This window comes from Bacteroides neonati, from assembly GCF_000499785.1.
GTDB lineage: Bacteria > Bacteroidota > Bacteroidia > Bacteroidales > Bacteroidaceae > Bacteroides > Bacteroides neonati.
Window position 1 is genome coordinate 291137 of sequence record NZ_HG726019.1, and the last position, 14337, is coordinate 305473.

The 14337-nt window shown below is 46.2% G+C and carries 11 protein-coding genes; 6 read left to right on the top strand and 5 right to left on the bottom strand.

Annotation, left to right across the window (positions count from 1 at the left end; all coding sequences use genetic code 11):
- Nucleotides 1–12: 12 nt before the first annotated feature.
- Complete coding sequence (locus TY03_RS01080) at nt 13–1485, top strand: SusD/RagB family nutrient-binding outer membrane lipoprotein (RefSeq protein WP_042366554.1); 1473 nt, start codon at nt 13–15, stop codon at nt 1483–1485.
- A 20-nt stretch (nt 1486–1505) separates the two neighbouring features.
- Nucleotides 1506–2510, top strand: a complete 1005-nt coding sequence (locus tag TY03_RS01085) for a metallophosphoesterase family protein (protein WP_042366556.1) — start codon at nt 1506–1508, stop codon at nt 2508–2510.
- Nucleotides 2511–2691: 181 nt separating this feature from the next.
- Here TY03_RS01085 and TY03_RS01090 read toward each other — a convergent pair whose 3' ends face one another.
- The gene (locus TY03_RS01090; protein ID WP_042367250.1) at nt 2692–5202 is read right to left on the bottom strand and encodes a YfhO family protein; all 2511 of its coding nucleotides are present in this window, start codon (nt 5200–5202) and stop codon (nt 2692–2694) included.
- Nucleotides 5203–5295: 93 nt separating this feature from the next.
- On the opposite strand from TY03_RS01090, the gene TY03_RS01095 reads away from it, so the two are divergent.
- From TY03_RS01095 to TY03_RS01105, 3 genes are all read left to right on the top strand, one after another.
- Nucleotides 5296–5979 carry a 5'-methylthioadenosine/adenosylhomocysteine nucleosidase gene (locus TY03_RS01095; protein WP_042366559.1) on the top strand — a complete coding sequence of 228 codons (684 nt, stop codon included), beginning with the start codon at nt 5296–5298 and terminating at the stop codon, nt 5977–5979.
- Between the two features lie 30 nt (nt 5980–6009).
- Nucleotides 6010–6492, top strand: coding sequence for an S-ribosylhomocysteine lyase (locus TY03_RS01100; RefSeq protein WP_042366562.1), 483 nt, complete (start codon nt 6010–6012; stop codon nt 6490–6492).
- Nucleotides 6493–6670: 178 nt separating this feature from the next.
- Complete coding sequence (locus tag TY03_RS01105) at nt 6671–7837, top strand: sensor histidine kinase (RefSeq protein ID WP_042366563.1); 1167 nt, start codon at nt 6671–6673, stop codon at nt 7835–7837.
- 54 nt (nt 7838–7891) lie between these two features.
- Here TY03_RS01105 and TY03_RS01110 read toward each other — a convergent pair whose 3' ends face one another.
- From TY03_RS01110 to rpsO, 3 genes are all read right to left on the bottom strand, one after another.
- The gene (locus tag TY03_RS01110) at nt 7892–9541 is read right to left on the bottom strand and encodes an AMP-binding protein (RefSeq protein WP_042366567.1); all 1650 of its coding nucleotides are present in this window, start codon (nt 9539–9541) and stop codon (nt 7892–7894) included.
- A 19-nt stretch (nt 9542–9560) separates the two neighbouring features.
- Nucleotides 9561–10136 (bottom strand): helix-turn-helix domain-containing protein, encoded by a 576-nt coding sequence (locus tag TY03_RS01115; RefSeq protein ID WP_042366569.1) that lies wholly within the window; start codon nt 10134–10136, stop codon nt 9561–9563.
- A 157-nt stretch (nt 10137–10293) separates the two neighbouring features.
- Entirely contained in the window at nt 10294–10563 is a 270-nt protein-coding gene (gene rpsO, locus TY03_RS01120; protein WP_042366572.1) for a 30S ribosomal protein S15, read from the bottom strand.
- A gap of 154 nt (nt 10564–10717) precedes the next feature.
- Between rpsO and typA the strand changes: the two genes are divergently transcribed.
- The gene (gene typA / locus TY03_RS01125) at nt 10718–12517 is read left to right on the top strand and encodes a translational GTPase TypA (protein ID WP_042366574.1); all 1800 of its coding nucleotides are present in this window, start codon (nt 10718–10720) and stop codon (nt 12515–12517) included.
- Between the two features lie 107 nt (nt 12518–12624).
- On the opposite strand, the gene pckA is transcribed toward typA, so the two are convergent.
- On the bottom strand, nt 12625–14217 hold the full coding sequence (pckA, locus tag TY03_RS01130; protein ID WP_042366576.1) for a phosphoenolpyruvate carboxykinase (ATP): 1593 nt from the start codon (nt 14215–14217) through the stop codon (nt 12625–12627).
- Between the last annotated feature and the right edge of the window lie 120 nt (nt 14218–14337).

The following is a 14337-nucleotide window of genomic DNA, read 5'->3' on the forward strand; positions in this document are numbered from 1 at the left end:
TTCAGACTAAAAATGAAAAAACTATTATTACTTCTGCTCACCGTTTGCATAGCTGTCTCTTGCGGCAACCTGAGCGACATGAATATCGACCCCGATAACGCGCTGCAAACGCACCCTAAACTGCTGTTGACGCAGCTTTGTATGAATGCCTTCAAGAGAGATACCGATGGTATGTATGCCACCCGAAAGGTGATACAAGCCGACGGAGAGAATGCCGATCAATACTATAAATGGACACGCGGCAGCTTTGGCTATTACGACAACCTGCGTAATGTGCAGAAGATGGCCGAAGAGGCCGAACGGGTAGGAGAGCCTGTTTATACCGCTTTGGCCAAGTTCTTCCGGGCGTACTATTTTTATGAACTCACCCTTCGTTTCGGAGATATACCGTATAGTGAGGCATTGAAAGGAGAAACCGAGGGACTGTATACACCTGCATACGACTCGCAGGAAAGCGTATTTGCCGGTATTCTCCAAGAGCTTAAAGAAGCCGATGAACTCTTGACGGGTCACGCCTCCTCGATTGGTGGTGATATTATTTATAGTGGCAACAGTATCCAGTGGCGGCAACTGATCAACTCCTTCCGCCTGAAGGTGTTGATGACACTCTCTAACCATACCAATGTGGGCGGGCTTCACATTGCTTCCGAGTTCAGAACCATTGTCACCTCCAAACCGCTGATGATGAGCTTGGCCGATAATGGACAGCTTGTCTATCTCGATCAGCAGGGCAACCGCTACCCTCAGTTCAACGCCCAGTGGTCGGGCTACTACATGGATGACACCTTCATCGGACGGATGCGAGAACGCAAAGATCCGCGTCTCTTCCTCTTCTGCACGCAAACCAATAAAGGGCGAACCGAAGGAAAGGCAATCAATGACTTCAGTTCGTACGAGGGAGGCGATCCGGCTGCTCCGTATAGTGAAGCTAACAAGAAGGTGACGGCAGGAACCATCTCGCCCATCAATGACCGCTATCGGATAGAACCGATTGTAGAACCTACGCTGTTGATGGGATACGCCGAGTTGCAACAGATATTGGCCGAAGCAGTGGTGCGGGGATGGATTGGCGGAGATGGTAAGGCATATTACGAAAACGGTATCCGTGCCTCGTTTACTTTCTTTGCCACCCATGCCAAAGCATACGCGCAGTATCTCAACGCAGAGGCGGTTGAGGCTTACCTGCAAGAGCCCTTGGTCGATTTCGCACAAGCCACTACCACCGATGCCCGTATAGAGCGTATTGTGATGCAGAAATACCTTGTTACCTTTTATCAGGGCAACTGGGATGCATTCTTTGATCACTTGCGTACCGGCTACCCTGCATTCAGACGTTCGCCGGGTACTGAGGTGCCCAAGCGCTGGATGTATCCGCAACAGGAGTACGACAACAACGCCACGCAGGTAAAGGCAGCCATTGTTCGACAGTTCGGTGCCGGAAACGATAAAACCAATCAGCCCACTTGGTGGCAGAAGAAAGATTAAATCAACTCAATATTCAACCCATGAAGAAAAAAATTATGTTCAGCGTCATGCTGTTACTAAGCCTGCTTGCACAAGCGCAACAGGCTCCTGCTCGAATGAGTTTCGACAAGGATGGAACGTTTAAAATAGCGCAGTTCACCGACATGCATCTGGCCAATGATCCGGAGAAGAACCGGGTAGTAATCGACCTGCTTAAAGAGGTGCTTGCTTCGGAACAACCCGACTTGGTCGTTTTTACCGGCGACAATACCACTACGGACGAAGTACAGCGTGCGTGGACTGACATTGCCCGCGAACTCTCTGCACGGCAAACTCCTTGGACGGCAGTCTTGGGCAATCACGATGATGAACACGCGGTGAAGCGCAAAGAGATTGTCCGGATGATCAGTGAGCAACCCTACTGCATTCTGCGCAACGTGGCTCAGAGCATTGATGGCGAAGGCAATCATATTATTCCCATTTATAAAACCTCGGACGTAGCCCAGCCATCGGCTTTGTTGTATTGCTTCGATAGTCAAGCCTATTCTACCTTGAAGGCAGTTAAAGGATATGGATGGGTGCAGCAGTCGCAGGTCGATTGGTATCGTTGCGAAAGTCGTCGCTACACCGAAAACAATGCGGGCACTCCCTTGCCTGCACTCGCCTTTCTTCACATTCCGCTACCCGAATATACACAAGCCTGGGAGTCGCTCGAAACCAAACGATATGGCGACCGCAATGAGAAGGAGTGCGCTCCGAATGTCAACAGCGGCCTGTTCGTCAATCTGCTTCAAGGTGGAGATGTAATGGGTGCTTTTGCAGGACACGACCACGTGAACGATTACATCGCTACCCTTTACGGTGTTGCGCTGGCTTACGGTCGTGCTTCGGGTGGTAGTAATACATACGGAGATAAGACCCCGGGCAGCCGGATCATTGTACTAAAAGAAGGCAAGCGGGAGTTCGATACATGGATTCGTGAAAAGGGAAATACGGAGCGGTTGTATAACTGCGCTTATCCCGAATCGTTTCTTATCGTAAAGTAGGGAGCATATACTTCTATCTTTTTACTCTTTGGCATTCCTCTTCTTATCCGCTAGAAGAGGAATGTTTCTTTTTTAAAACATGGGGGTGTTCTACTACAATACATGGGGATGTTGCAACGAACAACATCCCCATGTATTGATGGTAAACTATACTAGTTTAGCAGAGTAAGAATAGTTACTGCTATTTCTGATCTTCCCTCTCTTTTGTAGTCAACCTTTTACGGTAGATAAACAGCAAGGCTATAATAGCAATCAGAATCAGTGCCAATGCTCCGTAAGCAATGCTTTCGGTCACATGCAGGCTCTTGGGGTCAAAGCGCATCACGATGGTGTGCTTACCTGCCGGCACTTGCATAGCACGTAGTATGTAGTCGGCACGGGCTATCTCGGCGGGTTGCCCGTCAATTGTTGCTTGCCAGCCCGGGTAGTATATCTCCGAAAAGACGACAACACCCGCTTGTGGTGTCGATACTTCGTAGACCAGTTCGTTGGGCTCATAGCTCGTTAAGCGGATGGTAGAGAGCGAGTCTTTGAAGCCTTGGGTAACCCCTTGGAGTTGTTCCTTGAAGCGGCTGTCGACAATGGCGGTTGTTTGCAGGTCGGTACGGCCTACGGCATCAATCTCTTCATTGGCGTTGGCCACATACGTTACTTTGTCGACAAACCAAGCGTTGCCATAGGCATAGGGGTTGAGGATAGGCACTGTCTGTCCTTGTTGTCCGGCTGGGAAAATGAAGTATTTCGCATTCAGCATATTCAGCACACGGAATTTGGAGGCATCCACACTATCCATCTGTCCGCCGGCTGTGGCTATCTCTTTATATGCGGCCTGCATCTCGGGCGATATGTGGTGGTTAATCATCTCTTGATAGCGTTGCAACTTGGCTGCGTGGTAGCCGCCAATGCTCTTGTGCCAATACGATGTATTGTTTTCGTTGAAGGTGTTGCTGGCGAAGTTGAGCACGCGATAATCGAGTGATTTGTCTTGAAGTATCTGCTCGTCGGTAGCTGTTTTGCGGAAGCTGTCGGTTTGTGCCGTTTTAGGCACGAACTGCTCGTCGTTCAGATAACGCTTGTTGACGCTCCACATATCGACCAGACAGAGCACGGCGATAGCACCCACTGTCCACGAGATGTTGATCTTCCGGGCGTTGTAAGCCAACAAGATAAGCGTACCTATGGCTACGATAAAGAAGCTGCGCCAAGCGTCGGATGTGAAGAGGTGTACACGCATCTCTTCGAGGTTTGCCACGATGGCAGGCAGCTGATCGGCCGGCAATCCGTTTTGCAAGGCTGCCATCTCCTGTGCCGGAACGAAAGCCGAGAAGAAGAGGCGGGGCGCAACGGCGAAGAGAAAGGCCAGTCCACCGGTTAGCCCGAAGCTGATGTAGATGTATTTTAGTTTCTCTTTGAGCAGTTCGGGGTGCGAAAGAATCTCTTTGAGCGTAAGCATCGCCAGCAGAGGAATCGTGAATTCGGCTATCACCAGTATCGAGGATACGGCACGGAACTTATTATACATCGGAACGTAGTCGATGAAGAAGTCGGTAAGCCCCATGAAGTTCTTACCCCAGGCAAGTACGATGGAGAAGATGGTGGCACCTACCAAAGCCCACTTCATCGGGCCTTTGAGTATGAAACAGCCTAATAGGAAGAGCATCAATACGAATGCACCTACGTATACAGGACCCGAAGTCATCGGTTGGTCTCCGAAGTATTGGGTGAGCTGCGAATAGAGGCTGCCGTACATCGGGTTGGCTTTTTCCATCGCCTTTTCGCTTTGCGATAGCGGAATCGAAGCACCTCCTTTTACGTTCGGAACCAATAGGCTGAAGGTTTCGCCAATACCATAACTCCACTGCGTGATGTAGTCGCGATTCAGACCGCTGCTTGTTTGTTCGGCCGCAGCTCCATCAAACTTCAGCTCGCTCTTGCCGCGCATGGTTTCTTTGCTATACTCGTAGGTATGGTATAAATTCGAGATGTTAACGGCTACGCCTACCAGTCCGGCAATCACCAGAATGCCGCTGGCCTTAAAGAAGGCAGGCAGCTCTTTCTTGCACCAGGCATCTTCAAAGAAGGCTCCGGCAATGAAAAGAATAACGAATAGGAAGTAATACGACATCTGTACGTGGTTCGACTGTATCTGCATGGCGAGGAACAGCGCGGTGAGTATGGCTCCGAGCAGGTATTTCCTTTTGTACACCAATACGATACCGGCTATTGTAGGGGGGATGTAGGCCAGTGTGATGAATTTCCAGATATGGCCTGCCGCGATCAGGATGAAGAAATAGGACGAAAAGGCCCAGATAACGCCACCCAATGCCGATAGCCAGGCGGGTAGTCCGAAGGCGCGCAGCAATATGTAAAAACCGAGCATCATCATAAATGCCAGACTAACGTAGCTGGGCAGGTATAAATGATAAGCATCTTGTACAACCTGTAAGGGTTTGGTCGAATCGTAGCTAGGCGACATCTGATAGGTAGGCATACCCCCAAAAAGGGCATTCGTCCATCGTGTGCGCTCGCCGGTACGCTCTTGATAGGCCACCGATTCTTGTCCGGCTCCGGCTCCGGCAGCAGTGTCGTGTTGAAAAAGGATACGACCTTCGATATCGGCCGGGAAAAAATAGGCGAAAGAAAGGATTACAAATGCCAGAATGGCAAGCAGGTCCGGAAGAAGCCTTTTGATGAAATTCATAACTATCTCTATTATAATTAGTGGGGCAAAGATAGTGTTTATCAGCGAAAAATTGTACTTTTGCTTTTACAAAAGAAAAGAGACATGAGAATTGGAGTGATAAGCGCCATGAGCGCCGAACAAGAACAGTTGATCGGGCTGTTGGACCGTAAAGAAGATAAACAGGAAGGGAGCTTCCGCTGGGTAGAAGGCCGGATGGGCGATCATACGCTGATACTCGTACAGTCGGGTATTGGAAAGGTGAATGCTGCTGTTGGAGCTATGGAGCTGATTCGTTGCTGTCGCCCCGACTGTGTGGTGAGCACCGGTGTGGCGGGTGGCATTGATACCTCCCTGAGTGTGATGGATGTTGTAGTGGGGCGTCAGGTCGTATACCACGATGTGTGGTGTGGCGAAGGCAATGCCTACGGGCAGGTGCAGGGCTTGCCTACTTCGTTTCAAGGCGATGAACAGATGCTTGCTTCTGCTCTGAAGTTGCAAACTCCGGTAACGATTCACGAAGGGCTGATTTGTACAGGCGATCAGTTTATCACGGCACGCGAAGAGCTTGATCGAATCAAGGCACAATTCCCCAACGGCTTGGCTGTCGATATGGAGTCGGGAGCCATTGCGCAGGTATGCTATCTGCAAGGAATGCCTTTTTTGAGTTTCCGTATCATCAGCGATACACCGGGAGTGAAAGAGCATAGCCAACAGTATCAAGATTTCTGGGGCACGATGGCTGAGCGTTCGTTCGAGGTAACGCGGGCTTTTCTCTCCTCGTTATAAAAATAATATTCATTATACACAATCATTTATATGAAGACAATTCCAAGTTTTACCATTGATCATATTCATTTATTGCGCGGCATTTATGTATCGCGTAAAGACAATGTAGGAGGCGAAACCGTTACTACGTTTGATATTCGCATGAAAGAGCCCAACCGCGAACCTGCTTTGGGACAAGGTGCGCTGCATACCATTGAACACCTGGCTGCTACGTATCTGCGCAATCATCCGGTATGGGCCGACCAAATCGTATACTGGGGGCCTATGGGTTGCCTCACGGGTAATTATTTGTTGATGAAAGGCGACTTAAGCTCGAAAGACATCGTAGAGCTGATGCAGGAAACCTTCCGCTTTGTAGCCGAATTTGAAGGGGAAGTAGCCGGAACATCTCCGATGGATTGTGGAAACTACTTGTTGCATGATCTGCCCATGGCAAAGTGGGAGTCGGCCAAGTATCTGCATGAAGTATTGGAGCAGATGACAGACGCTAATTTGGTATATCCCGTAAAGTAGTAGATATAACTAGCTTGTCGTATCAAATTGTGATAAAAATGGAGCCAATAGCATCAAAACTATTGGCTCCATTTTTATCCAATAATAACTTGTCCAATTAGCCCTATAGGTCAAAAAAATATTTTATATTTGCAACAATATATGTAGATTATACAACAAAATAAAGAGACAATTACGAATGGAGAGTTGCGAGCAAAAAACAAAGGAAGAGCTAGTAAAATTGGTAGCCACACTCGAAAGAAAGCTGGAAGAGGTCTCTTCGGAACTTACGCTGTATAAAAATCAGAATTTTTGTGATAAGTATGGTCCTCATATATTTGGTGCAATGTCCGATATGCTGACTATTATAAGTCATGATGGAACAATTGTAGAATTAATCTCATCGGCCGAGACGAACCATGTAGAGGGCACAACGGTTCAAAATCTAATCAATGCCAATGTGGAAGATTTGTTGCCCGAATCGGCTTATCGAAGCCTGCGTCAGAATATGGATAAAGTGATTACTACCGGACGCAAATCGGTTGCCGGGCATTCAATGATGTTTCGCGGAGAACTTCGACACTATGAGAATCAGATATTTCCTCTCGATGAAAAGTATTTATTTTGTATTTGTCACGATGTCACCAATCAAAGAAAGGTAGAGCAGGAGTTGATAAGTGCTCGTTTGAAGGCGGAAGAATCTGATCGGCTAAAGTCGGCGTTCTTAGCCAATATGAGCCATGAAATTCGTACTCCTTTGAATTCCATCGTCGGCTTTTCTCGTTTGGCAATTGATGCAAAAGAGGAGGCCGTGAAGAAACAATATGTAGAGATTGTAGAGAAGAACTCGGATATTCTGCTCAATTTATTCAACGATATTCTTGATCTTTCGGCGTTGGAGGCCGGCGTACTCCAATTGGCTGTTGAGCCGGTTTCGTTGATAAGTGTGTGCGAAATGTTGCTTTGGGAGCATCGTTGTACTCTTCGAAAAGAAGTTAGCCTGATTCTCGATGCAGTTGATCGTGAGTTAATGGTTTATGGCGACAAGCACCGAATTTCTCAGGTATTGGATAATTTATTGAGCAATGCTTGTAAGTTTACTCCTCAGGGTACCGTACGCTTTGGCTTTGAGAGTAAGAATAATGTGATTCAATTTTACGTGCAGGATACCGGTATAGGTGTTTCGCCCGAGAAAGCCTCTACTATCTTTCGGCGTTTCGGTAAAGTGAATGACTTTGTGCAGGGTACCGGATTGGGTTTGACTATTTGCCGTTTGTTGGTTGAGAAGATGGGTGGTCGCATCTGGATTCGTTCGAAGCTGGGACATGGAACTACCTTCTATTTTACATTGCCTCAGCAAATATAAGAATGGTGACTATTGAATATCGATCTATTCATTAGTCACCATTCGGCTTTTCTTTTAGATAATCTCGATTCCTTGCTCTTTACAGAGTTTTAATCCGAGCTCTTTTAGTTTGAACTTTTGTATCTTTCCGCTTCCCGTCATGGGGAATTCGTCAATGAAAAACACATATTTCGGTATCTTATACCGGGATATCTTATCTTTGCAGAAATCGCGTACGTCCGATTCGTGCATTTCTGCTCCTTCGCGCAAGATGATAAAGGCACCTACAGCTTCGCCGTATTTCTGCGAGGGGATACCTGCTACTTGTACGTCTTTTACGCCTTCGAGCTTATATAAAAACTCTTCTATTTCGCGTGGATAGATGTTCTCTCCTCCTCGGATAATCATGTCTTTGATACGTCCCGTAATGCGATAGTTGCCGTCTTCGTCTTTGATACCGAGATCGCCCGAATGGAGGAATTGGTTTTGATCAATTACCTCGGCTGTTGCCTGCGGGTTCTTATAGTAGCCCTTCATGGTGTTATAGCCACGGTTACACATCTCACCCTGTACGCCGACGGGGCATTCGAGCCCGGTTTCAGGATCAATCACCTTTACTTCGGTAAATTCAAAGTCGTATCCTACGGTATTGCAGCGGGCGTCAAACGAATCTTCCAGTCGAGTGGCTGTCATGCCCGGAGAGGCTTCGGTAAGCCCGTAAACACTGGTTACTTTCATGAACATCTTCTCTTCGACCTGCTTCATCAACTCTACAGGACATAACGAGCCGGCCATAATGCCTGTGCGTAGGCTCGACATATCGAAGAGCTCGAACATAGGGTGGTTGAGTTCGGCGATGAACATGGTCGGTACTCCATAGAGAGCAGTACAACGCTCTTTGTGGATCGAAGCCAGTACCACCAATGGGTCGAAGCGTTCGACAATTACCTGTGTGCAACCATGCGTAAGGCAGTTCATGGTGGCTAGCACCACGCCGAAACAGTGGAATAGCGGAACGCAGCAACAGAGTTTATCGGCTGCGGTGAACTTCATGTGTTCGCCCGTCAAGAACCCATTGTTGGTGATGTTGTGATGTGTCAGCATCACTCCCTTTGGGAAACCTGTAGTGCCCGAGGTGTATTGCATATTCACCACATCGTGACAATCGACCTGACTCTTCAATTTATTCAGGTGATCGTCCGCAACGTTATTGCCCAACAGTAGTATCTCGGATGTATTGTACATGCCGCGATGCTTCTCCTGCCCTACGTAGATGACATTTTTCATGTGCGGAAATCGCTCGCTCTTCAAGTGTCCCCGTTCGCAAGTTTTAAGTTCGGGCAGCATGGTATAGGTCATCTGTACAAAGTCACTGTCCTTTTCGCCATTAACGATGCAGAGCGTATGCATGTCTGAGTTCTCACAAAGATATTCCAACTCTGCCTGTTTGTAGTTTGTGTTGACGGTTACATATACTGCACCGATCTTAGCACATGCATATAATAAGGTAAGCCAATCGGGAACATTGGCTGCCCAGATACCTACATGCGTACCTCTCTCTACTCCGATGGTAACGAGCCCTTTGGCCATATCGTCAACCCGTTCGTTAAATTGCTTCCAGGTAAAACGAAGGTTACGGTCGGAGTATACTATGTATTCTTTATCGGGAGTTGTTACGGCCCAGTGCTCTAACCACTGACCGAGTGTTTTGTCGTATAATTGCATAAGTATGAATCAAGCTAAGTTAGATTGGTGTGTAGATAACGGCCAGTATCTTTGCAGCTTGTCCTTCGTATGCATGTACATGGTGGGGTACGATTGAGTCATAATAGATGCTGTCGCCCTCTTCGAGCAGGTACGTGCTTTTGCCGTAGCTGATTTCCATGACTCCTTCCATAACCATGATGAACTCTTCGCCCTCGTGAGAAGAAAGGATAAAGTCGCTATCCTCGGTGGGAGCTACGTCGATAATGAAGGGTTCCATATGTCGGTCTGATTTAGACTTTGACAGGGAGTGATACTCCATATGCTTACGCGAATGGATTGCATTATTGGAGAAGCTAATGGTGTCTTTTGCCTCTTTCTGCCGACAAACAACCGGGCCACTCTCTTCTTGGTCATCGAGGAAAGTACCTAAGCGGACACCCAATACACGTGCTATCTTGATGAGTGGAGCGAGTGATGGCAGATCGATGTTGTTTTCGATACGTTCCACTTGTTCCAGTGCCAGACCGGAGCGTTGAGCTAACTCTTCGATAGTGATTGACTTATTTTCGCGGAGGGCTTTGATTTTCTCTCCAACAATCTTGCTTGTATCCATATTGATAGGTTTTATTGTCTAAATGGTTATGATTTAAAATAGATCAACTGCAAAAATAATCAAATCTTTAGTTCGTAGCAACAATATGTGCAAAAAAAGAAAGGCTTCCTTAATCATAAGGAAACCTTTCTTCTTTTTTCTGTCCGAAAGTAACGAATTACTTACGCAGACCCAGAGTCTTAATGATAGCACGGTATCTGTTGATATCGCGATCTTTCAAGTAGTTAAGCAAGCGACGACGCTTTGCTACTAACATGGTCAAGGCTCTTTCAGTACTATAATCTTTTCTGTTGAGCTTCATGTGCTCAGTCAGGTGGGTAATACGGTATGAAAACAAAGCTATCTGGGCCTCTGATGAGCCAGTATCAGTGTTAGACTTTCCGTACTTACCGAAGATTTCTTGCTTTTCAGCAGCGTCTAAATACATAATTCTTAGAATTTTTAATATATAAGTATTTCTTTGAGCGTGCAAAGATAGCTATTATATTGATAATCCGCAATGAATTAAAGGAAATTATTTGGAAGATAGCGTTTATTCTAATCCTATTTTCGTACCTTTGCAGCAAATATATAGGTATTATATGCAAAATATTAGAAACATTGCAATTATTGCCCATGTTGACCATGGGAAGACGACTCTTGTCGATAAGATGCTTTTAGCGGGAAATTTGTTCCGCGATAATCAATCAAGTGGTGAATTGATTCTGGATAACAATGACCTGGAACGCGAACGAGGAATTACCATTCTCTCTAAAAACGTTTCTATCAACTACAACGGAACGAAGATTAACATTATTGATACTCCGGGCCATAGTGACTTCGGAGGTGAGGTAGAGCGTGTGCTCAATATGGCCGATGGATGTATTCTGTTGGTGGATGCTTTCGAAGGACCGATGCCCCAAACACGCTTCGTGTTGCAGAAAGCAATACAAATTGGTTTGAAACCTATTGTTGTTATTAATAAGGTAGATAAACCTAACTGTCGCCCCGAAGAAGTGCACGAAATGGTATTCGATCTTATGTTCAGTCTGGATGCCACCGAAGAGCAACTTGACTTCCCTACAATTTATGGTTCGGCAAAGAACGGCTGGATGAGCACCGATTGGCAACAGCCAACCGATTCGATCACTCCGTTGCTTGACTGTATTATTGAAAATATTCCCGCACCCGTACAGCTGGACGGTACGCCTCAGATGTTGATTACTTCGCTTGACTACTCTTCGTATACCGGACGTATTGCTGTGGGACGTATTCACCGCGGTACATTGAAAGAAGGCATGAACGTGTCTTTGGCCAAGAGAGATGGCAGCTTTGTGAAATCAAAGATTAAAGAGGTACATGTATTCGAAGGTTTGGGTCGTGCTAAAACGACTGAAGTGTCTTCGGGCGATATCTGTGCGCTGGTAGGTATCGAAGGCTTTGATATTGGCGATACGATCTGCGATTATGAGAATCCGGAAGCATTGCCAACCATTGCGATTGATGAACCAACGATGAGCATGTTGTTTGCCATCAATGATTCTCCATTCTACGGTAAAGACGGTAAGTTTGTAACCACTCGTCACATCCATGACCGATTGATGAAGGAGTTGGACAAGAACTTGGCACTGCGTGTTAGAAAGAGTGAAGAGGATGGTAAATGGGTCGTATCGGGCCGTGGTGTACTCCACTTATCGGTACTTATCGAAACCATGCGTCGCGAAGGATACGAGTTGCAAGTAGGTCAGCCACAGGTTATTTACAAAGAGATTGACGGCAAGAAGTGTGAGCCTATCGAAGAGCTTACCATCAACGTGCCCGAAGAATATTCAAGCAGAATCATTGATATGGTAACCCGTCGTAAGGGTGAAATGGTGATGATGGAAAATACAGGCGAGCGTATCAACCTTGAGTTTGACATGCCTTCACGCGGTATCATCGGACTTCGTACCAATGTATTGACCGCTTCGGCAGGTGAAGCTATCATGGCGCACCGCTTTAAAGAATATCAACCCCACAAAGGTGAGATCGAAAGACGTACAAACGGTTCTATCGTTGCGATGGAAGCAGGTACTGCTTTTGCTTATGCCATCGACAAATTGCAAGACCGTGGTAAGTTCTTCATCTTCCCGCAAGACGAAGTATATGCCGGTCAGGTAGTAGGTGAGCACTCACACGAAAAGGATTTGGTGGTAAACGTTACAAAATCGAAGAAGCTGACGAATACACGTGCTTCGGGTACAGACGACAAGGCTCGTTTGATTCCGCCCGTACAATTCTCGCTCGAGGAGGCATTGGAGTATATCAAAGAAGACGAGTATGTAGAGGTTACTCCTAAGGCTATGCGTATGCGTAAAGTGATTCTTGATGAGAATGAGCGCAAGCGTGCCGGCAAGAACTAATAGTCGTTAGTGCTTGTTAAAGCAAGCCGACTTTTAGCCATTATAGAAAACAGAAAGGGCGGTTCCTAAATTAGGAACCGCCCTTTTTATGATCTAATACAATCAGATTAGAGTTGAGGACCAGCTGCGATCAATGCTTTAGCTGCATCGTTATCGCAATATTGCTCGAAGTTCTTGATGTACATACCAGCAAGCTTAGTAGCTTTAGTTTCCCATTCTTTCACGTCAGCATAAGTGTCACGTGGGTCAAGGATACCTTCTGATACATTGTTCAATGATTTAGGAGCAGTCAGGTTCATGATAGGAATTTGTACCTTCTCTGCGTTCTCGATAGAACCGTCGATGATAGCATCGATGATAGCACGAGTGTCTTTGATAGAGATACGTTTGCCTGTACCATTCCAGCCTGTGTTTACCAAATAAGCTTTTGCTCCGTGCTCGTGCATCTTTTGTACCAATGTCTTAGCATACATTGTTGGGTGCAGCGTCAAGAACGCTTCGCCGAATGCAGGAGAGAATGATGGAACGGGCTCAGTGATACCACGCTCTGTACCTGCCAATTTCGAAGTGAAACCGCAAAGGAAGTGATATTGAGCTTGCTTTTCGTCAAGGATAGATACCGGAGGCAATACACCGAATGCATCAGCCGACAGGTAAATGATCTTCTTAGCGTGACCAGCTTTTGAAGGAAGAACAATCTTGTTGATGAAATAGATAGGATAAGATACACGAGTGTTCTCAGTCTTAGAACCATCAGCGAAGTCAATGCTTCCGTCTTCGCGTACTGTTACGTTCTCCAACAATGCATCACGACGAATAGCTCTCCAGATGTCCGGTTCGTTTTCTTCGCTCAAGTTGATAACTTTTGCATAGCAACCACCTTCGTAGTTAAATACGCCATTGTTATCCCAACCGTGCTCATCGTCACCGATCAAGAAACGTTTTGGGTCAGCCGAAAGGGTAGTCTTACCCGTTCCTGACAAGCCGAAGAATACAGCTACATCACCCTTTTCGCCTACGTTGGCAGAGCAGTGCATAGAAGCCATACCTCTCAAAGGAAGGTAGTAGTTCTGCATAGCGAACATACCTTTCTTCATCTCACCACCGTACCAAGTACCACCGATGATTTGCATTCTTTCTGTCAAGTTGAAGCAAACGAATACTTCTGAGTTCAAACCTTGTTCTTTCCAGTTAGGGTTTACGGTCTTAGAAGAGTTCAATACAACGAAATCAGGTTCGCCATAGTTGTTCAAATCGTAGTTAGAAGGACGCATAAACATGTTAGTCACGAAGTGTGCCTGCCATGCTACTTCCATAACGAAACGTACTTTCAAACGAGTGTCTTCGTTAGCACCACAGTAAGTGTCGACTACATACAATTTCTTAGAAGAAGAAAGTTGTTTCAGTGACAATGCTTTCAAATCATTCCAGATTTCGGTAGAAACCGGCTTGTTGATTGTACCATCCCACCAGATCGTATCTTCTGAGGTAGCATCTTTTACAATATATCTATCTTTAGGAGAACGACCGGTGAACTTGCCTGTATCAACTGCAACTGCACCTGTGTTTGTTAAAATACCTTTTTCGAAACCCTCGTTTGCAGGGTTGGTTTCGTCTTGGAACAATTGTTCATACGAAGGATTGTGTACGATTTCAAAATCGCCTACGATACCGTACTTGCTTAAATCTAAATTTGCCATTTTACTTTTGAATTAATTTAAAATTGGGTATGTTATTTATGATATCTAATTTGTGTGTATCGGAAAAGGCTTTGAACAGCCCCTTGTAAATCGACTACAAAAATAACACTTTCTTTGGAA